This is a genomic window from Nonomuraea sp. NPDC052116 (assembly GCF_040680035.1).
Classification (GTDB): Bacteria; Actinomycetota; Actinomycetes; order Streptosporangiales; family Streptosporangiaceae; genus Nonomuraea; species Nonomuraea angiospora_A.
On the sequence record NZ_JBFAWA010000053.1, the window covers coordinates 1 to 20,611 of the forward strand.

Annotated in this window: 14 protein-coding genes; 6 read left to right on the forward strand and 8 right to left on the reverse strand. The window is 70.5% G+C overall.

Going from position 1 to position 20,611, the window contains the following annotated elements:
• Positions 1-130 precede the first annotated feature (130 nt).
• Complete coding sequence (locus AB0L65_RS57120; RefSeq protein WP_364265099.1) at positions 131-631, forward strand: peptidoglycan-binding protein; 501 nt, start codon at positions 131-133, stop codon at positions 629-631.
• Between the two features lie 114 nt (positions 632-745).
• Here the strand turns inward: AB0L65_RS57120 and AB0L65_RS57125 are convergent, their stop codons facing one another.
• Both AB0L65_RS57125 and AB0L65_RS57130 read right to left on the reverse strand, forming a co-directional pair.
• Positions 746-1,099, reverse strand: a complete 354-nt coding sequence (locus AB0L65_RS57125) for a hypothetical protein (RefSeq protein WP_364265100.1) — start codon at positions 1,097-1,099, stop codon at positions 746-748.
• Positions 1,100-1,403: 304 nt separating this feature from the next.
• A complete protein-coding gene (locus AB0L65_RS57130; protein WP_364265102.1) occupies positions 1,404-2,060 on the reverse strand; it encodes a GntR family transcriptional regulator in 657 nt (218 codons plus the stop codon).
• 108 nt (positions 2,061-2,168) lie between these two features.
• Here AB0L65_RS57130 and AB0L65_RS57135 point away from each other — a divergent pair, with 108 nt between their 5' ends.
• Genes AB0L65_RS57135 through AB0L65_RS57155 form a run of 5 tightly spaced genes read left to right on the forward strand, consistent with a single transcriptional unit; the run spans position 2,169 to position 7,472 of the window.
• Positions 2,169-3,461, forward strand: a complete 1,293-nt coding sequence (locus tag AB0L65_RS57135) for an extracellular solute-binding protein (RefSeq protein WP_364265104.1) — start codon at positions 2,169-2,171, stop codon at positions 3,459-3,461.
• Positions 3,448-4,293 carry a sugar ABC transporter permease gene (locus AB0L65_RS57140; protein ID WP_364265106.1) on the forward strand — a complete coding sequence of 282 codons (846 nt, stop codon included), beginning with the start codon at positions 3,448-3,450 and terminating at the stop codon, positions 4,291-4,293. The genes AB0L65_RS57135 and AB0L65_RS57140 overlap by 14 nt, the downstream gene beginning before the upstream one ends.
• A complete protein-coding gene (locus AB0L65_RS57145; protein WP_350727272.1) occupies positions 4,290-5,174 on the forward strand; it encodes a carbohydrate ABC transporter permease in 885 nt (294 codons plus the stop codon). The genes AB0L65_RS57140 and AB0L65_RS57145 overlap by 4 nt, the downstream gene beginning before the upstream one ends.
• A 17-nt stretch (positions 5,175-5,191) precedes the next feature.
• Positions 5,192-6,277: an enolase C-terminal domain-like protein gene (locus AB0L65_RS57150; RefSeq protein ID WP_364265108.1), complete on the forward strand. Its 1,086-nt coding sequence runs from the start codon at positions 5,192-5,194 to the stop codon at positions 6,275-6,277.
• A 28-nt stretch (positions 6,278-6,305) separates the two neighbouring features.
• The gene (locus AB0L65_RS57155; RefSeq protein WP_364265110.1) at positions 6,306-7,472 is read left to right on the forward strand and encodes a hypothetical protein; all 1,167 of its coding nucleotides are present in this window, start codon (positions 6,306-6,308) and stop codon (positions 7,470-7,472) included.
• Here AB0L65_RS57155 and AB0L65_RS57160 read toward each other — a convergent pair.
• The 6 genes from AB0L65_RS57160 to AB0L65_RS57185 all read right to left on the reverse strand — a co-directional run bounded on the left by AB0L65_RS57160 (position 7,415) and on the right by AB0L65_RS57185 (position 20,597).
• Entirely contained in the window at positions 7,415-7,795 is a 381-nt protein-coding gene (locus AB0L65_RS57160) for a transposase (RefSeq protein WP_364265112.1), read from the reverse strand. The genes AB0L65_RS57155 and AB0L65_RS57160 overlap by 58 nt on opposite strands.
• A 90-nt stretch (positions 7,796-7,885) precedes the next feature.
• Entirely contained in the window at positions 7,886-9,118 is a 1,233-nt protein-coding gene (locus AB0L65_RS57165; protein ID WP_364265114.1) for a TIGR02679 family protein, read from the reverse strand.
• Positions 9,102-13,226 carry a TIGR02680 family protein gene (locus AB0L65_RS57170; protein WP_364265116.1) on the reverse strand — a complete coding sequence of 1,375 codons (4,125 nt, stop codon included), beginning with the start codon at positions 13,224-13,226 and terminating at the stop codon, positions 9,102-9,104. The genes AB0L65_RS57165 and AB0L65_RS57170 overlap by 17 nt, the downstream gene beginning before the upstream one ends.
• Complete coding sequence (locus tag AB0L65_RS57175) at positions 13,223-14,575, reverse strand: TIGR02678 family protein (protein ID WP_364265118.1); 1,353 nt, start codon at positions 14,573-14,575, stop codon at positions 13,223-13,225. The genes AB0L65_RS57170 and AB0L65_RS57175 overlap by 4 nt, the downstream gene beginning before the upstream one ends.
• Positions 14,572-16,080: a TIGR02677 family protein gene (locus tag AB0L65_RS57180; protein ID WP_364265120.1), complete on the reverse strand. Its 1,509-nt coding sequence runs from the start codon at positions 16,078-16,080 to the stop codon at positions 14,572-14,574. The genes AB0L65_RS57175 and AB0L65_RS57180 overlap by 4 nt, the downstream gene beginning before the upstream one ends.
• A gap of 20 nt (positions 16,081-16,100) precedes the next feature.
• The gene (locus AB0L65_RS57185; RefSeq protein WP_364265122.1) at positions 16,101-20,597 is read right to left on the reverse strand and encodes a DEAD/DEAH box helicase; all 4,497 of its coding nucleotides are present in this window, start codon (positions 20,595-20,597) and stop codon (positions 16,101-16,103) included.
• Between the last annotated feature and the right edge of the window lie 14 nt (positions 20,598-20,611).

Below are 20,611 nucleotides of genomic sequence, written 5' to 3' on the forward strand. Positions count from 1 at the left end.
ACGCCCGTGCCCAACCGAAAACCGGCTTCGCCGCCACTTCGCCCATCCGAAGCTGGACCAGTTACCCGGCCAAGGTTGCGTGACGGGCCACTAGCCCTGCACACGCCGTGATCGACACCGCGCTGCGGGGGTGGGGGATTCGGCGTGGACGGTCGGCCATGCCTCCTGGCTCAAGGCCGCGATCGTGTTCTTCGACTGGGCCGGCTCCAAGAACATCCTGGCGATCGACCATGTCGACATCGTGGAGGCGATCCGCTCGAACGACACAGTAGTGACGATCGAGGGCAACACTGCCGACCAGGTCAAGCGCCGCGAACGCTTCCTGAGCGTGATCGCGGGCTTCGGCTATCCGGCCTACTCCAGCAAGCCCGGACCCAATCCTGAGATGTCCTGGATGGAGGAAATCGTGAAGACCTTGCCGGCGCTGAAGCGCGGCTCACGTGGCTACGACGTGAAGACGCTGTTCTATCTGCTGCATGCCCGCGGCATGGGCGTGAACGGCGGTATCGACGACACCGTGTTCGGTGCACCACTGGACGAGGTGCTGCGACGCTTTCGGAAGGAGGCCGGGCTGAAGGTGGACGGCGAATGCGGCCCGAGGATCTGGCCCGCGCTGCTGCGCGTGGACTGAACCCCGCGTGGCCACCTCCTGTACCAATCCCGATTCCCGTCGTATCCCGGGCCCGCGGAGGAGTAAGAGTCCAGTGAACGAATCACTGGACTGATCGAGGAGTGCGGCTGACGGTCAGGCGGGTCCCTCGCAGTCTGGTTCGGAGTCAGGCTTGGCTGGCGGTCGGAGGATTGTGCGCGGGGATGTCTGCCAGGTGAAGCCATGCCGGAGAAGGAGTTCGGCGTGGCGGTTGTCGCTCCGATGCATGGCGATGACCATGAAGACGGCGATCCCTACCGGCATCCCGGCCAGGAGGAGATCCGGGTAGGCATCAAGATCTAGGTCAAACAGGAAGCCGATTGCAGCGCACACGATCGCAGCGCTGACGGCCTGCCGCACGACAGCGACTGACAAGGCAAGCAGGTTCTTCCACTTGGCCTCGCGGATCACGGCTTCAAGCTGCTGTTCATAGGTCTTCTCTACGGTCACAGCGGCGGATTCTGTCGCAGTGGGAGAGGGCGGCACCAGATGCTGCCGCTAACTGATTCATAACTGAGCGGCGGCCCGAGCGGCCGTCCGCCTCAGTCCCCCCGGGACGGACTGCCCGATGGGGCATGGCCCATCGCACGTAACCGATCCCTTCGAGGATCATCCTCATGCGCCCATCCCCCGTCGAACGTGTCGCCCGCGCCGGATGCGTCGACCGGGATGACCAGATGGGCCTTGACGTGGGTGACCTCGCCGCCGTCGGCCACCAGAGCCTCTAGCATCGGCGGCCGCGGACCTCTGGATCTCACGGCAGTGACGCGAGCATTCGCTCTCCCGCCGATCGCAGATGGGCGGTCATCGCGGCCGCCGCAGCCGGGCTGTCGCCCGCCACGACTGCTCGTACGATGGCTTCGTGCTCGTCCCGGGTGAGCTCGGCGGCGCCTTCCCGGGCGTAGAAGATCCGGAAAGCGCGCGAACGGACGAACAGCCGCTCCAGCGTCTCGGCCACGACCAGGTTCCCGGACATCTCGGCGAGTTTGCCGTGCAGTAGTTCGTCGGCCTTGGCCAGCATGGTGAGGTCGCCGCCGGGAACGTCGACCTGTCGGCGCAGGAACGCCCCGTCCTCCGCGCGGAACTCCCGGGCGGCACGGGCGGCCGTGGGAGGTTCGAGCAGCAGCCTGCACTCGTACAGGTCGGAGATCGTCTTGTGGTCGGGCAGGTCGGCGGCGACGAAGCCGCGGTAGGGGTGCTTGCTGACCAGGCCGTCGGCCTCCAGGCGGCCCAGGGCCTGGCGGATCGGCGTGTTGGAGATCTTCAGCTGGGCCGCCAGGGCGTCGATCTTGACCCGGCTGCCATGTGGGATATGGCCACTGAGCAGCATTTCTCGCAACACGTCGTACACGTCGTCGGCCAGCACTTGCCGCCGGGGGAGCGCCGGTGACGGCGCGGGTGAGTCGGTCATCCAAGCCTCCTGACGTTCACAACATAGCGACAAATGGGGGTTGACGCCGCCGTAACATGCATGCAACATCTGACTTCAGACATCGTACACGATTTTGTCGAGGCAGCTGTGATCAGATTTCGCATCCCCCTAACGGCGTGCCTCGCAGGCGCCCTGCTCGCCGCCTGTTCGTCCAACACGCCCGCAGCCGTCAGCGGTGCCATCACCGAGGATCGTGACGCGACATTGCTGGTGTGGAGTGACCCCACCCGGCTGGCCGGATTCGAACAGTTCAAGAAGACGCACCCGAACCTGAAGATGAAGGTCGAGACCTACGACGGGCAGAGCCTGCTGACGAAGATCCAGCTGTTCAACCGCACCGGCAAGGGCTGGCCGGATGTCATCTTCGCCGGGCAGCCCAACGTGGTCTCCCAGTTCGCCGGGAAGCTCGACTATGCCCAGCCCCTCGACTCGCTGGTGCAGGAGCAGATCCGGAAGGACTTCGGCACGGCCAACGCGCCCTGCGAGGTGGGGGGCAAGCTGTACTGCCTGCGCAACGACCTGGCCCAGACCGTGCTGTGGTACAACAAGCCGCTCATGGAGCGCTTCGGCTACCAGCTACCCAAGACCTGGAACGACTACCGGGCGCTGGGCGAGCGGGTGGCCAAGGAGCACCCCGGCTACGTCATCGGCAGCGCGGGCAGCTTCTTCACCTATTACGACTACTTCTGGTCCAGCGGCTGCCCGATCCAGCAGGTGACCGGGCCGGACAAGGTGCACATCGACCTGAAGGACCCCAAGTGCACCCGGGTCGCGGACGTGCTCGACCCGCTGGTCAAGAACGGCTCGGTCACCAAGGCGGGGCTCTTCGACCCGGAGATGGCCAAGCTGGGCAAGGAGGGCAAAGTCCTCATGCTGCCCGGGGCCTCCTGGCTCGGCGACTACCTGTTCAAGCCCAAGGACCTGTTCGCCACCCCCAACGGGCAGATCGCCGCGGCGCCGTACCCGTCCTGGGACGGCGAGACGACCAACTGGTCCGGCAGCGCGGGTGGCGGCGTCTACCTGGTCTCGCGCCACTCCAAGAACATGAAGGGGGCCGCCGAGATCATCCAGTGGATGACCACCGACGCCGACTACCAGAAGGGCGCGCCGACCTACCCTGCCTACGGCCCCTCGGCCGACGCATGGGCCAAGCGGCTGGCCGGTGACCCGTTCTACGCGTCCGACCCGTTCCCGGTGATGCGGGAGCAGGCGGCCAAGGTCAACCCGGTGCAGCAGCCCACCCGCTACGACGTCGAGGGCGCGTTCACCCAGACGGTGGTCCCCGCGATCCGCTCCGGCGGCAGTGTCCGGGCCGGCCTGGACGCGTTGCAGGCCGAGCTGGTGAATTTGGCGAAGGCACAGGGCTATGACGTCGGGTAAGTTGTTCGGCTGGCTGTGCGTGACCCCGTACCTGGTGCTGCTCGCGGTCTTCGGGATCGGCCCCGTGATGTACGCCCTCTACGAGTCCCTGAGCGACCCGCGGGCCTACGGCAACGCGATCGCCGACTTCCGCTTCCTGCCCGCGCTGGGCAACGTGTCGCTGTTCATGGCGCTGTACCTGCCGGCAATGGTGATCGGCGTGCTGCTGCTGGCGCTGTTCGTCCAGGACCAGCGTCCCCTGTACGGCACGGCGCTGCGCCTGGTCTACATGCTGCCGGGTGCGGTCACCGGCTCGGCCAGCGTGCTCCTCTGGTACGTCATGCTCCAGCCCGCGCTCAGCCCCTTCGCCCCGCTGCTGCACGGCCTGGGCATGCGGACCGGCAACGACGTGCTGAAACCGTCGTACCTGGTGATGATCTTCGCGTTGATGGCCTTCGCCACCGGCTTCGGTCAGTGGGTGGTCATCATGTACGGCGCCCTGCAGGGAGTGCCGCGCGAGGTGCTGGAGGCCGCCAAGGTGGACGGCTGCACCTGGTGGCAGACGGCCCTGCGGATCAAGCTGCCGCTCATCTCCAAGTATGTGGTCTACATGGTCATCCTGGCCTTCACCGCCGGACTGCAGATCTTCATCGAGCCGCAACTGCTGTACGGCGTGGCCTTCACCGGCTCCAAGTCGTGGTCGCTGAACCAGCTCGGCCTGCTGTTCGCCTTCGACAACGGCGACTTCGCCGCGGCCGCCGCGCTGTGCCTGATGCTCCTGGCCGTCTGCACCGTGGCCGCCTGCTTCCTGGTGTTCAAGGCCAAGTTCTTCGAGACGGAGGTCGACCGATGACCGAGCGGCTCGGCGGGCCGTGGGTGTGGCGGACGTCCGTGTCCGTCGTGCTCGGCCTGGTGGCCCTGGCCTGCGCACTGCCGCTGGTGTGGCTGGTGCTGGCGCCGACCAAGTCCGACGCCCAGATCACCGGCGGGCATCCGCTGTCCTTCGGCTCGCTCGACGGCTACCTGACCGCCTGGCGGAACCTGACCACCTTCAACGACGGCGTCATCTATCAGTGGATCGTCAACTCGGCGGTCTACACCGGCGGCGCGGTGCTGCTGTCGGTGACCACGTCCCTGCTGGCCGGGTACGCGCTGGCGGCGACGAGGATCGCCGGCCGGCGGGTCATCCTCATCGCCACGCTGCTGGCGATGATCGTGCCACCCGCCGCGCTCGTGCTCCCGCTCTTCCTCGAGGTGAACGCGGTCCAGCTCACCGGCACCGCCTGGTCGGTGATCCTGCCCGCCAGCCTCTACCCGTTCGGGGTCTACCTCGCCTTCATCTACTTCTCCACCCTGCTGCCGCGCGAGGTGCTGGAGGCCGCCAGGATCGACGGCTGCTCGGAGGCCGCCCTGTTCGCCAGGGTCGCGCTGCCGCTGGGCAAGCCGCTGATCGCGCTGCTGACCTTCTTCGCCTTCATCGGCAACTGGAACAACTACTTCCTCCCGTTCGTGATGCTCGGCGACGACGAGACCTTCAACCTCCCGGTCGGGCTCGGCGTGCTGATCTCCGGCTCACCGGCACTCAACCCGGCACTGGGAGGCAGCGATCTCCCCATCCACCGACCAGAAGCCGCGATAACGGGCGTGCTCACCGTGGTGCCCGTGGCGCTCGTCTTCCTGTTCGCCCAGCGCCACCTCGTGCGCGGACTGCTCGACGGCGCCGTCAAGAACTGAACCGCAACGGAGTGAATGTGAAGATCACCGCTGTCGACGTCGTCCTGTGCGCGCAGCCCGCCGTCACACCCGCCTTCCGCTGGCGCGACGGCCTGCCGGCGTCCGAGCCCGCGCACACCGGCGGCTGGCTCGTGCTGTCCACCGACGACGGGCACACCGGCTACGCCTACAGCCAACGCGGCGCCATCCTGGCCGACATCGCCGACCGGCGGCTGCGCTCCGAACTGCTCGGCGCCGACCCGCTGCAGCGTGAGTGGTTGTGGCACCGCGTCTGGGAGCTGGACCGCATCGAGGAGATGCCGCTCTACATCCACGGCCTGGTCGACGTGGCGCTGTGGGACATCGCGGGGAAGGCCGCCGGGCTGCCGGTGCACCAACTGCTCGGCGGGTACCGCACCGCCATCCCCGCGTACGCCTCCACCTCGACCTTCGCCACCGTCAGCGAGTACCTCGACGTCGCCGACCAGTGCCTGGAACTGGGCTACCCGGCCATCAAGCTGCACGCCTGGGGGAACGTCGACCGCGACATCGCCCTGTGCGCGGCACTGCGCGAGCACGTCGGCGACTCGGTGCCGCTGATGTACGACGGATCCGCAGGGTTCGACCTGCTCGACGCGATCAAGCTGGGCAGAGTCCTGTCCGAGGCCGGATACCTCTGGTACGAGGAGCCGATGCGCGAGTTCAGCGCGACCGCCTACCAGCGCCTAGCCGAGAAAGTGAACGTACCTCTGATCGTCGCCGAGACCAGCGACGGCGCCCACATGAACACCGCCGACTTCATCGCCAACGGCTCCGCCACCGCGGTGCGCACCAGCGCGGGCCTGCGCGGCGGCATCACCGGGGCGATGCGGATCGCCCACCTGGCCGACGCCTACCGGATGCGCGCCGAGGTCCACGGCGGCGGCATCGTGCACACCCACCTGTGCATGGCCATCCCCAACACCACCTACTACGAGTCGTTCGTCCCCGCCAACCCCGTGACCAGGGAAGAGGCGGTCGACGCCAACGGGCTCGTCCACGCGGGAACCGCGCCCGGCATCGGATACGAGGCCGAATGGGAGCGCACTGCCGTACCGGCCGGGCTGGAGCCCTACACCTCCTGAATTCCCCCCAACAAAGGAGAACACCAACATGAGCGACAAACGGAGCACCGGCCTGAGCAGGCGTGCCGTTCTGGCGACCGCCGCGACGCTACCCCTGATCGCGGCGACGCCCGCCGCGGCGGCCGCCAAGGGCTGGACGTGGAAGCTGCTCACCGAGGGCACGGACGTGTGGCAGCGCAACTCCTGGAAAGGCAGGGAGCAGTTCGACTTCCGGCTCGGCGGTGGCGGCTGCATCCCGCAGATGCGGCACTGCCCGACCGGCTACCGGCCACTGCTCTCACCCACCTACGAGGGCGAGGAGACCGACCGGGTCATGCAGGCCGTCCTGTGGGGCCTGAACGTCGAAGCCGCGACCAACGTCCTCGACCGGCGCTGGAACGTCAACCAGGCGGGCACCCGCCCCGGCGCCTACCAGCGCACGGTCCGCGTCGAGCGGACCACCCCGACCGCGACCGACGTGTGGACCATCGCCGACCGGCAGTGGTATGCAGAACTCGTCGCCGACTTCGCGGGATCGGACGCCGTCCCGCAGCTCACCCGCTACACCAGACTGTCCAACGGCACGCTGGAGATCCGCCGCGTCATCCGGCTGCCCAAGGTCGTCAACGCCGGAACGACAGTCGCGAACGTCGAGTTCTACCTGGAGAACTGGCTGCCGTTCCTGCGCTCCGCCGACGCCTTCACCGCCCTGGCGCTGCGACTCGACGCCAACGGCGACCCGAGCGAGTGGTACCGGGCGGGCCAGAACATCCCCTACTACCCGTGGACGCCGACCAGCACCACCAGCGGCTACGCCATGGTCTACCAGGAAGGCACGCACCGGACCACCCCCAACGTGGCCGTGGTCTTCTCCAAGAACCCGGGCACGAAGCACGCCACCTCGGCCGTGTTCGAGAATGTGCGCAACTCGATGGACTGGGACACCGGCATCGGCATCCTGCCCGGCGCCCACATCATCGGCGGGGAAGCCGACAGCATCCTGGACTACACGATCCGCATCGTGCCCAACGGCGGCACCAGCGCCGGCCTGGTCACCGACCTCAACGCACAGGTCGCCGCGATCCGGCCACCCGCTCTGTACGGCCTGTCGTACGCGCTGTCCGGCGAACTGGGCAGCATCGCGGGGCGGCTGCGCGGTTACCTGACCTCCGCCGATGGAACGCGAACCAACCACCTCGCCCCGCTCCTGGTCTGAGTCCGGCGATCCCGGGCGCCGAGCAGGGATCGTGGGTATCGGCACCAACCGGCTCCGGCTCGTCCTCCTCTCCAACCGACGGTGCCGTCGGTTCCGACGTAGGTGACCGAGACCAGGCCGGCACTGTCGATGATCGCGGTGGCGGCCTGAGCGATCAGGGCGTCGATCAACCGGTCGTTGTGCACGTAGCGGGCCAGGACGGCCTTCTTCTTGCCCGAGGCGCGGGTGATCGGGCTGGTACCGGCGTAGTTCTTGCGGGCCTTGGCCGAGGCGTAGCGGTGCTGATCCTGGGCGGCAAAGGAAGAAAGCCGCACGACCTGCACGGATGGCATTATCGGCAGGCACGGCTGCGCTGCCCCCAGCTACTTCGCCAGGCGGAGTCTCGTGCGTGGAGTGATCGTCCAGTCGGGCTGTCAGGATGGTGCTCTGCTCGGGTGCTCGCCGTTCAAGTCATACAGGAGGGCGGGGATCAGGCGTTCCTCCATCACCGTCCAGCCTCGGCTCGCCATGAGTTGTGCGAGCTCCACGTCCCATGGGCTCGGCGCGGCCGTCCCGCTCAGCGGGGTGGACTCGCTCTCGGCCAGTCCCGCGGCGTAGTCGGCCGCCGACATGCGCCACGGAGCTGCCCGGTGGCGGGAGATCGCGCGTTCCATGATCCGCAGGCCGGTCCAATCGAAGTCGGCTCGCCACCGCAGCTCGCCCTTGGCCGTCTCCAGGAGGCGGTGGCAGGCCGCCGAAGGTATCCCTTCGGTGCAGATGAGCGGCGCGGATCGGGCGCCGAGTTCGGTGGCCGCCGCGCGGAGCACGGCCGGGTTCTCGCAGATGAAGATCGGGTCGTTGTCGAGGGCGACCGGGAAGGTAGTGAGCTGGTGCAACGTCAGCCGGTATGGAACGCCATACCTGGCCGCCTCCGCCAGCCAGCCTGCGACCGGGCCCTGGCCGAGTACGGGGAGGTTGAGCACCAGGACCTGGCTGGCCAGGTCGTCCACGATCACCCCGGCCGACTCCCACAGCGTGCGCTGCCCCACCCGGTCGCCTGGAACAGACGGCAGGCCGGCGCGGAGCGCCAGGGCCCGCAGCACCAGCAAGGTCAGCGGTGAGCCGGCGGACAGGGCCTTGGTGTCGCCGGTGGCACGCTCGGCCAGCACGGGGAGCGGCATGGCCTGGGCGGGCAACTGGTCGAGAACCTGGGCCGCCGTGGTGACCAGCCGCCCTTCGCCGCGCCTGATGAGCCTGGTCGCCGTGCCGTCGACGGCGATGGCCTCCAGCCAGGCGGCGTGCCAGGCGTCGCCGGAGTGCCTGCCGTGCGAGGCGCCGGCGAGGAGCCGATCGCGTTCCTCATCGAGCGCCCGGCGCTCCCCGGCCCGGTCCCGTAACGGACCACCCAGCTCGGCCAGCACATCACGCAGGCCGTGGGTGTACCGGTTGGTGAGGAAGACGTCCAGGTCGGTCAGGGGCACGGTGAGACGCTTGACGTCCTCCGGCCGGTAGCGGCCGGTCAGCCCGATGATCACCCGGCGCTCCTCCTCGGAGGGCGCGCCGATGCTGACCGAGCCCGACAGAGCGCCGTCCCGCTCCAGCTTGCGTCTGGCGGCGGCAAGCAGACGGGCCCAGCCCTCCGAACGCAGCTCATCCAGGGAGTTCAAGCGGGATGACCTCCTCCGGGGTCAGAGTCACCTTGCGGGTGTCCGGTGAGCCGAGGGCGGCGGTCAGATCGCCGGTGTCATCGGCCAGCAGCTGCCCGCCGTCCCATACCAGCAGCAGAGGGCTGACGGTGTGGTCGATGGGAGAGTGCGCCAGGTCGTAATGGGCCGCGGCGGAGACCGAGGCGTGGGTGGCCCACAGGTCGTAGCCGGTCATGAACAGGTCGAGGTCGAACTGCGCCGCCAGCGACATCAACTCGCCGCGCCCGGTGTCGTCCACCCCGGCGAACGCCTCGTCCAGCGCCAGCAGCCGGGGCGCGTCGGGCCGGGCCGAGTTGAGCATGGCATGTGCGGCGGCGAACAGCGGCAGGTGCAGGGAGACCGACTGCTCACCGCCCGACAGGCGGCTGTGCCTGGACCTGGTCAGCCGCTCTTCCGTACCGTCCGATCGTACGAGCTGGAAGGCGAACTGCCGCCACCTGCGGTAATCGAGCACGTCGGCCAGCAACTCACGGTAGGGCCTGTCGCGGTGGCGCGCCCGCGCGTTCTTGATCTGGGCGGCGAAGTGGCCACGCATCCTTGTCAGGTCGTCAGGGCGCAGCCGGGCCGCGTCACCGTCGAGCAGGCCGCAGATCGCGCGCTGCTCGTCGTCCAGCGCGTCGGCCAGCAGCCACCCCACCCCGACGGTGGTGCCCGAGGACATCCGGCGTGAGCGCATCTCGGTGTTCATCCTGCGGATCAGGTCGCGGGCGTCCACGGTGCGGTCGTGGATCTGCTGGGCCAGCCTGGTCAGCAGGGCGTCCTCCAGGATGCGCTGCTCGGAGTCGCTGAGCAACTGCTGCTGGTCGTTCCTGCTGGCGCTGATCTTCGTGGCGAACGCGCCGACCGGCAGCAGGCCTTCCTCATCGGTGACGCGTACGACGATCACGCCGTCGGCGCCGTCCCACTCGGGCCGGTAGTTCTGGTCGGCGGCGGTCAGCTGTGCCTGCAGGTCCTCCAGGGCCTTGGTCAGCCGGGTGGTGGACTGCTTGAGCGAGATCTCGGTCGGGGTCAGGTCACGGGTGACGGCGAGGATGGCCTCGTGCACCTCGCGAACGCCGGCGGGCAGCTCCTCGGCCTGCCAGTCGGCCTCCTGGGCGGGCCAGGCCAGGCCGGGCGGGCACTTGAGCACGTCGAGCAGCTCGCGGCGGGCGTAGGGGGCCAGCTCGCGCGCGGTCTCGCGCTCTTCGCGCCGCGCCACCGCCAGCGCCTCGGCGGACGTCTCCACTCGGGTGCGCGCGCTCACCTCGGCGGTCAGCGCGTCCCGCTCGGCGGACCTGGCGGACTGCGTCTCCCGCTCGGCGTCGGCGATGTTCCGCTCGGTCCGCTCGACCTCCGCCAGCATCTGCCGGGCCTCCGCGCCGACCGTTGCCTGCAACGCCTCCAGCTTGGCGGCCTCCTCGGTATGCCGCCGGCGCGCGGTCTGCTCGGTCTTGGCGGCGTTCGCCTCGTCTTCGGCGGCCTCCATCAGCCGGTCGGCCGCCGCCTGCACGGTGGAGAGCTGGCGGGCCGCCTCCCGCCGCCGCCCGGCCAGGGTCCCGGCGGCGCGTTCGAATCGTTGTACGGCCCCCGCCACCTCGTCGACGGTGTCCGGCGCCAGAGCGCGTTCGGCACCGGTGCGGCGCAGCGTCCGCTCGGCAGCGCCATGCGCGGCGACAGCCTCGTCGAAGCCCCGCTGGGCCTCGTCCGCGCCTTCCCTGGCGCCGCGTAGCCGTCCGGCCGCCTGTTCGCGGGCACGCAGGGCCGTCACGATGGGACCGGTCCTGGGCAACGCGGATCTGGCCTCCGCCACGGCCTCCAGCCTCGCCTCGGCCGCCGCGTCCTGCCGGCCGAGGCTCGCGAGAGCGTCGTCGAGAGCGGCGAGCCGGGTGTCGCACTCGGCCAGCCGGGCAGCGCGGCGCCGGGCCCTGGCCGTGGCGCCGATGTACTCGGCGTGCACCTTGTGATGGGCGCCGACCTGGATGCCCTGGAAGAAGCGGCCACCGGGCGTGATGACAGGGCGGAATAGTGGGTCGTCGACTACCGGCTCGGCGGAGAACACTCCGCCCTGCTCACCGTTGACCACCAAGTGGTCGTCGTCTTGGAGTTCGACGGCGCGCAGGATCGCGGTGACCCGGTCTGCTGAGACGGGGCTGTCTTCCTCCGGCTCCAGTACGCGGAGCAGGTTGGGTCCGGTGAATGGATACGTCTCGAAAAGGTAGGCGTCGGAGTCGCCCACGCGCACCGGCTCAGGCGCCGGCGTGATCCAGGCGTCCAGCAAGCCGGCGGCCTCCATCGCCGCCTCGATCCCGGCCGCGTCCCGCTCATCGACGCCGTCTCTGAATCTGACGAGCCGCCACAGCGGCGCTCCCGCCCTGCCATCGCGCGGGGCGGCACGTGCCGGGTGGGGCGCGGGCGCGTCGTCATGTTCGGCGGCGATGCGCTGCCGCTCCTCCCGCATACTCTGGCGTTCCCGCTCGGTCTGCCGCCGAGTTTCGCGCAGCCGGGCCCGCTCGTCCCGCAGGTCCTGCACGGCCGGCGCCGTCAGCTCGGCGAAGACCGCTTCCAGGGTGGGCGCGTCGGGCTCACCCACCTGGTCGAGGGCCTCGGTCAGTGCGGTGGCGTCGGCCGCCACGACGCCGTGGCGTTCGGCCCACGCCGACAGCTCCTCGCGCGCCGTGCTCCTGGTCCGCGCTACCTCGGCTTCGGCGTCTGAGGCGGCCTCCTCGGCCTGAGCGAGGGCCGTCTGTGCCCGCTCCAGCGCGGCACGGGCCAGGTCGCGGGCCTGTTCGGCCTTGCTCAGGGCGGTCAGTGCGGCCCGGACCGCGCGCACGTCGTCGGCGCGGGCCGCGGCGCCGGCGCCGACCCGATCGGTGAAGCCGTCCTCATCGGTGTCGCCGGGGCTCCACGGGATGCCGGCGGCGTGCGCCTCGTCGGCCAGCTCACCCGCCGTCCTGGAGACGGCCGATTCCAGCTCGGCGAGGTTGCGCCGCGCGGTTTCCAGTTCCGCCGCGGCCCTGCTCTTGGCCGCGGTGCGCCGCTCCAGCTCGGCCCGCGCGCCAGCGGCGGCGTCCGCGCAGGTGCGCACCAGCCGTTCGAGGTCGGCGAGCTGTTGCAGCGCCTCGTACGCGGCGCTCGACTTGAGCTGGTCCAGCCTGGCGCGCAACCCTGCCAGAGTGTTCTCGGCGGTGGCCGTCCGGGCCTCCGCCCGCGACCGCTCCTGCTCGGCGACGGTCAGTTTCTCCCTCGCTGTCCGGCGGGACTCGACGGCGGCGGCCACTTCGCCGCGGCGGCGGGTCAGCGCGCCGGCCGCCCAGCGGGCGTGGGTCCGCAGGTAGGTGCTGTAGCTGGAGAGGAACGCGGCCGTGGCCTCGTCCGCGGCGACCAACCCCTCCAGGGTGCGCTGCACCGACTCCATGTCGTCGAAGGAACGGGCCGCTTCGGCGATCAGTTCGTCGTCGATCGGGCGCAGGCCGTCGGTCAGCGTGTCGGACAGCTTGGCCGGGTCGAGGTTCTTGGCCAGCTGCGGCCTGCGCAGGGTGAGGATCAGCGTGATGAGCTGTTCGTAGCGCTCCCTGCCCAGCCCGAACAGCCGCCGGTCGATGGCCGCCCGGTAGTCGGAGGCCGAGCCGATCAGCGCCTGCTCGCCCAGCTCCGCCGCGAGCTGCTTGCGGGTCATCGGCCGGTCGTCGGGCGTGAGCAGGGAGAAGTCCTCGCCGACGCGGCCGTCGCAGACGAAATGCCAGCGTACGGGGGTGTCGCGGTGTCGCTGGGCGTGCAGCCCGACGCCGGCCGTGACCGACCGGCCGGTGCCGGGATCGCGGAACTCCATCCAGACGTAGCCGAGCGCGGAGTCCTGCCCGCGGAAGAGCAGGTTGGACTTCATCGTCCGGTCTTCGGAGGCGAACGGGTTGAGCCGCTTGGGATCGATCCGCCCGTCGAGCACGAACGGGAACAAGACCTCCAGCGCCTTGGTCTTGCCCGACCCGTTGGGCCCGCGCAGGATCAGCCAGCCGCCCGCGAAGGCGAACTCCTCATCCCGGTAGTCCCACAGGTTGATGATCCCTGCCCGAGAGGGGACGAACCTGGTCACTTCACATCCTCGAAGAGAGTGGATTGTTCGGGGCGCTGTTTCACCTCCGCGGTGACGCCGCGGTATCGGGCCAGCAGCGGCAACGCCAGCACGCCGCCCTCGACGACCGCCACCAGGCGCAGCTTGGCCAGCAGCGCGACTGCCTCGCCGAGCAGCCGGTCGGGATCGGCCCGCCAGGCGGCGCCGAAGGCGACGCCGAAGTGGCCGACGAGCTCGCGCATGGCGCGCCGCAGCCAGGTATCGGGCAGGAAGGGATAGACGGCCTCGCCCGTCGGCGCCGTCCCGGTCCTGTCCTGCCCGGCCAGCACGGTCAGCACGTTGCCGCGCGGCAGTGCTGCGTCGATGCGCGCGGCCGCCTCGGCCAGGCGTTCCGCGGCGGTGGGCGCAGGCAGCGGCGTGGGAGGATTGCGCCGGTTGCCGGGCCCGCAGTAGGTGGCGATACGCGCGGCCAGGAGCAGCGCCGCCTGGGGGATCGTCCCGCCGCCTGGGAAGCGGACGTCCGACAGGCGTCCCGAGGTGTCGATGACGGCGACGCCCTCCGCCCGGCGTTCCACGGTCAGCCCGGTCAGCCGCTCCAGGTCCTCGGCCAGGTTGGGCGAGCGGAGCTGGCCGTGCAACGACTCGTCGACCTCCGCGTAGTAGACGACCGGCTGTTCGAGAACCAGGCGGCGCGCCTTGCGCGCCGCCGCCCTGCGCGTCGTGGCCTGTCCCTGCGCCAGGCCCTGGCCGGTGTCGAGCAACGCGGTGACCGAGCCGACGTGCTGCAGGACCCTGCTGGGGCGGTAGACGGCGCCGACGATCTCCCTGTCGATGTCGTAGAGCGCCTCGGCCCTGTCGGGGTCGTTGACCCAGGCGGACGCCGAGCCGTCGGCCAGGGCGAGCGCGCCACGCCGCTCCAGCCAGGCCACCGCGTCCACGAACGCGTCGCGGTCGGGCTTGCGCTCGGTGTCCATGCCCAGCCCGTCGATCCTGGCTGCGTCGGCCGCGACCGCGTCGGCCAGCTCGCTCAGCGCGATCTGCGTGCCCGAGCGGCCAAGAGCGGCCAGCGTCAGCATCAGGTACGCGTACCGTCTGCGGTTGAAAGGCCGGTCGGTCCTGGTCAGCGCGGGAGTGGTGGCGTCGAGCCGGTCGTGCACGCGCAGCAGCCTGGCGGTGTCCGCGGTGGTGAGCAGCCGGTAGCCGAGCACCTCGGGCAGATCCGCGCGCAGCTGCGTCGTCCACCGCCTGACCAGTGGGAGCGCGCCCCTGTCCGGGTAGGTGGGAGTGATCAGCGGGTGGCGCAGCAGCAGTCGCACGGCCCGTTGGTAGTCGGCCAGCTCCAGCGGCGACACGTCGGCGGCGACCCTCATATCGAGGACACCTCCAGGCGCAGGCCGTCGAGGTGGAGGCGGCCCCGGATGGTCGCTACCGTGGTCGAGCCCTCGCACGGGCGCAGGGTGAGCCGCACGCCGTGCGCCGACCCGCTGGCGGTGACACTCCTGCTCGCCGGGACGCGGGCCGACAGCGCCAGATCGAGCAGGCCCAGCAAGGCCTGCGTCTCCGGCTCGTCCAGCACCCGGTCGTACACGCCGTCGCCGGCCAGCGCGCCGGCGGCGGAGCGGCGCTGCGCCTGAGCCTTGAGCTGCTCGGCCCGCAGCCGCTGGCGCTGGGCGTGGTTGCGCTCGATGCGGCCCACCCCGTGCAGGCCCGGCGTCCGGCCTGACTGCACGAGCGTGCGCGCCACCCGAACCGGCTCGGCGTCCCACCACGACAGCCTGCTGGGGATCAGCTCCGGCTCGTCGTACGGCACCGCCACGTGACGAGGCGAACCCAGATCGAAGGTGACCTGGAACAGCGCGTGCGCGTCGTCGTCGCTCGGGCAGGAGACGAACCACTGGGCCAGATGGCGCAACTGGCTCTCCCTGCTCACTCCGCCCCGTCTGGCCTCGGTCACCCGGCGCAGCAGTGCCAGAACCCCGGCGATGGCGGTGATGGTCGCGCCCTGCAACCGCTCGGCCTCGCTCGCGGTGCCGTCGGCGAACCAGTGGGTCAGGCCCGACCAGCGCTGCCGCCAGTCCTCCTCCCGCTCGGCCGGTGTGCGGAACAGCCGCTCGTCCGCCCCGGCCGCGAGAGCGATCAGCCGCTCGACGCCGGTCGCGGCGACCTTCTGGACGGCGGCGGCCAGCAGCGGCTGGTAGCGGGCCAGTTCGGCGGTGAACTCGCGCATGTGGGTCAGCAGCCCGTCCTTGTGCGCCAGGAACACCTCGGGGCTGGTGTCATTGGTGCGGGCCAGGTCACCGAGCATGAGGTAGAAACGGGCGGCCCGCATCGCCATGTCGGACAGTACCCCGTCCAGGCGGCCCAGCTTTCGGTAGATCTCGTCGCCGTCGCCGGTGCGGTTGGCCTCGGCCAGGGCCTTCAGGTCGGCCAGGATGTCGGGGAAGACCAGCCTGGACAGCTGCGCATCCTCCAATCCCGCGCCCAGCACGTCCTCCACCGCGTGGTAGGCCCGGTATCCCGCCTGGGTGAACTGGTAGACGTAGTGACGGTTGCGGTATTCGGCCAGGTTGGCCGCGCGGGTGCCGTCATAGCTGCGGTCGAGCAGCCGCCAGTCGGCCAGCGAGTCGAGCAGCGGCTGCACGTCCTCGATCGCGGGGCAGGACGGATGCTCCTCGCGCAGGGCCTGGAGCAGCTCGCGGGCCTGCGAGGCGTGCAGCAGCACCTGATAGTTGGCGCGGCCGCGGTCGAAGGCGCGCAGCACCCACAGGTATTCGTGCCGCTTCTCTGCTGCCGCGAAATGGAACAGCCGCATCCGGTCGTCGAGCGTGAACGCGTCGATCCCGAACGCCGCACCCTGGCCGGTGTTCTCGTCCATCACGTCTAGCATGCCGTACGTCACCGATGGTTCTCTCCGGAAAGTCCGGAAAGGCGGCGCAGGACGGCCAGGGCGGCGGCCCGGCTGAGCTGGTCGTGATGCGACTCGTTGCGACGGGTGCGCAGACAGCCGTAGCAGGAGGTCTCCTCGCCGCAGTCGCACGAGCCGACCCGGCGCACGGCCGCGTCCACGACGGCGTCCAGCCGGTCGGCGACGCGCAGCACGCTGCCGGCCCCACCCGGCACGGTGTCGAACAGCACGAGCGTGCCGCCGGTCATCGTGCCGTCGATGTCGTCCCTGTTGATCTCCAGCCCGTCGGCGGCGCCCTCCAGCAGCGCGTACAGCACGGACCGGGACAGGTTCGGCACGTCGAAACGCAGCTCCAGGATGTCGGTCTCGTAGCCGTGCGCCAGCGAGCGCCAGCGCAACGGGCCTTCGCACGAGTTGCGCCGCAGCGGGTGGGTGTGCGTCTTCGGCGTCCTGCCCAGGTTGGACGCGCCCCAGCCGCACCAGTCGCAGATGAGGAAGCCACTGCTGGCGGGCCCCTCCGAGATCGCCACCAGCCTGCCTCGCGAGCCCGACCGGCACCAGGCCACCGCCTCCGAGGAGGACCGCCAGCGGCGCTCGGCCAGCTCGATCCCGAGCGAGACCACGTGCGTGGCGCCGCCCCAGACGGTCTTCGGCGGGGCCACGGCGGGTTTGGCCGTGCGGTGGTCGGCGACGAAGCCGAACTCCGGCACGTAGTACTGCCTCAGCGGTCCCTGGACGGCTGCGCCGCAGGCCGGGCAGGCGGCCTCGAGCGACTCGTCGCCCTCCCTGTAGTGGTGGCAGGCGCGGCAGACGGTGTAGTGGCGGCTGATCAGCTCACGTCCGGGCAGGCGGTAGAGGCCCGCGGAACGCCATAGCACGCCGCCCGCGACCACCTCTGCGCCTGGCGCGTACTCGTAGATCGCGGTCGACAGGTCGCGCGACAATTCGAGACGCGCACCGACCTGGCTGTCGCAGTGCGCGGTACGTAGCTCGACGGTGTCCACAGGGAAGCCGTATTTGGGCAGCACGTTGCGGTTGGCCAGATGGCCGATCAGGGACCGTCTGGTCAGCGTGTTGACCGTGCGCTCGAAACGGGCGGCCAGATCGCTGCGGCGTTGCTCGAAAGCGGCCGTCCTGCGCTCCTCGAACGTCGCCACGTCCTGAGCGAGCTCCAGTCGTACCTTTTCCAGGTGGTCGCAGAGCACCTGAGCCCAGGCACCGGACCCCACACCGAGCTCAGCCTGGGCCTGCGGCGGCAGCACCGCCCGCAGCGAGGCCGTGACCTGCGGCGGGACCGGGGAGAGGAAGCGCCGCACCCGCTCGGTACCATCGCCCAGGAAGAAGTCGCCGGCCGTTTTCCACACCGTGCCGGACGCCTCCTTCGCCTGGCGGAAGAAGGCGGCCAGCGCCACCGAGTGCACGTGCCTGCGATCGATCCGCGCGTTGCCCAGCGGCACGTACGGCGCGCGCACCCGGCCCGCGATCATGGTCTCCGGCTCGGCGTAGCGGGACAGATCGTGGGAGCGGCGCTGGGCGTAGGTGACCACCAGAGCGGCGGAGTCGGCACGCCGCCCCGCCCGCCCGGCCCGCTGGATGTAGTTGGCGGTGGTGGGCGGCATGTTGCGCAGCAACACGGCGCACAGCTCGCCGACGTCCACGCCGAGCTCGAACGTGGTCGAGCAGGACAGCACGTTCACCTCGCCCCTGACGAAGCGTTGCTGGATGTCGGCCGCCTCAAGGCTCGTCCACTGCGCCGTATGCTCTCTGGCAAGCAACGGAACGGGCGATATTTCCTGATAAAGCCGCCGATAGTGATCGTCTTCCTCGCGTATGGCCGGCTGCAGCCGCCCTGTACACCCCATGGTCGGGCACACCCCGCGCACCGAAGCGGTGGCCACCCGGCGGCACAGCTCACACCTCAGCAGCGGCGCGTCGGCGGAAAGCGCCAGCCAGGTGTGATCGACCTGGTACACCTGCCCTACCCGGGGCAGCGCCATGGCGGTCAGCCAGCCGTCGGGCAGGGCGGTCAGGAACCGCCAGCACCCGTCCAGCACCGCCCTGGCGTCGGCGTCCGGCCCCAGAACCCTGGCCAGGTAGTCCAGCCGGCGGTTGGACCCCCGCGTGGGCAGCCAGCTGAGCACCTTCAGCTTGGCCTCGGAGCCGTCCCTCCGCACGTGAATGGGCCCGCGCCGGGGATCGAAGATCTCGTCGCGCGGATCCACCTCCTCCGGCATGCTGAGCGTCCCCTGATGCCGGAGCGTGGTGACCAGCTCGCCGAGCAACTGCCAGCACTCCTCGGCCGACAGCCCCAGCTCCAGCAGCGGCGCTGGAGGCCGCCACGCCGGGTCGACGTCAAGGTGTACGCCTAACAGGCCGACGCCCTCCAGCGAGTGCCGGTCATCCAGCGCGACCAGCTCGCGCATCAACCACCGGGCCACCTCCCGCCGGCGTTGCTGCCGCGAGTCGCGCCGCTGGAAGACCCCGGCCTCGGCGGCGGTCCTGACCGTCTCCTCGATCAGGTCGTCGACCGTCGCCGTCGCATCCCTGGCCGTGGCCCTGCGCAGCCCCTCCAGCATCAGCCCGCGCCGCTGGACGGTGGCATGACTGGACTCCAGGTACGGGGCGAAGAACGCGGCGGCCTGCCGGGAGTCACTGAACGCCAGCAGCTTCCTGCCCCCGCCAGGACGCCCTGCCTGCGCCTCGTCGGCCGGCAGCGCCTGGTAGAGCGTGGTCGCCAGCACGGCGGCGGCGGCCTCGTTGCCGCTCTCGAACTGCCGGATCATCCCCGCGCCCCGTGCGCCGCAGGCGGCGCAGCCGGACGGGACGATCGCCTTGGTCCGCAGGCGGAGCACCGGGCGGCGGGCGGTCACGCTGCATTCGCACCGGCCGAGCGCGCCGCACCGCCCGCACAGCAGCGCCCGCTCGGCCGTCGCCTCGGGAACGTCGCCCAGCACCACGTCGTCCTCGTCGCTCGCCTGGTCGGGATCGCCCAGCAGCAGCCACACCCGCGACTGCGCCGCGGTCACCCGGGGTGAGAACACCTCCTCGCCACCTGCTCCCGACACGGCGCCGACCAGGTGCACCGCGCCGCATCGCTTGCAGGCGCCGAACTCGAACATCGCCCCGGGACACTCCTGGCACCGCTCCCGGCGGCCAAGAGACACGTGCGGGCCGAGCAGGCATACGAAGGCGCCCTCGGTAGCGCGTACGAACAGGTGATAGCGGGCTGACAGCACTGGCCGGTCGTCGTCGCGTAGGCGTGCGCCCAGATCGACCAGCGCGGCCAGCGCCCGCTCGTCTCCCTCGAAGAGCATCGCGGCCAGCTCGGAGAACGCGCGTGGGCCCGCCGACAGCAGCCCGCGCAGCCTGGCCATCGTGTGCTCGCGCGCCAGCGCGGCCCCGGCGGAGGCGAACTCGCCGCCCGCGCGGGCCAGCAGCTCCTTCTCCGGATCCGCGCAGGAGGTCAGCTCGGCGTAGTCGGGCCAAGGTCCCCAGAACGGGCCTTCCGGCACGGCGACCCGGCTGGCCGTGACCAGGTCCTGGCGAGCCGGATCACCCTCCACCCACTCGAACGTCGCGTCGAACAGTTTGCTCGCGAACTCCATCACCGCCTGCGGCCGGTCGCCCACGGTGGCGCTGGTGGCCATGTACCGCAGCGGTCGCCCGTGCGCTACCCGCTCGCGCAGCCGTCGCAGCAGCATGCCAAGTTCCTCGGCCTTGGCCCCGTCGTAGACATGCACCTCGTCCAGCGCCACGAACCGCCAGGTCTCGCCCTCGAACAGCTCCAGGTCCGTCGGGCGCAGGAGAAGGTACTCCAGCATCGCGTAATTGGTGATCAGCAGGTGCGGCGGGGTGCGGCGCATCTCCTCGCGACTGAGCAGTTCGCCGGGCAACCGCCCGGCCCCGGGATGGAGCTCCTCGAACAGGGCCAGGCCCTGTGCCTCTCGTTCGGGCGTGTCTCCGGTGTAGCGGCCGAAGGTGAGGTACGGCGCCGCCGCCAGCAACTCGCGTAGCCGTTTGAGCTGGTCGTTGGCCAGCGCGTTCATCGGATAGAGCAACAGTGCCCGCACGCCGGGCCCCAGCGTCCCCGCCGTTCGCTCGGCGGCCAGGTCGTTCAGTATCGGCAGCAGGAAGCTCTCGGTCTTGCCCGACCCGGTGCCCGTCGCCACGACCAGGTTGCGCCCGGCCGCGCTCTTGCGCAGCGCCTGCTCCTGATGGGCGTAGAGCGGCCGGTCCAGGGGCAGCGCCGGACCGGCGAGCCGGGCGAAGGCCGGATCGAGCACGCCTTCCGCCAGCAGATCGCGCAGCGTCGCGCCGCTGTGGTACGGCGGCGCCGCCTCCAGCAGCGGACCCTTGCTGAGCAGCGGGCTGGTGGCGATCTGCGCTGCCAGCGCGGCGGCGATCGCCGGGTCACGCACCGGCAGCAGCGAGGCCAGGTAGCGCCGGTATGCGCCAGTGATGAGTGCGCTGGTGGCAAGGGGGTCCACAGGGCTCCGTCTCT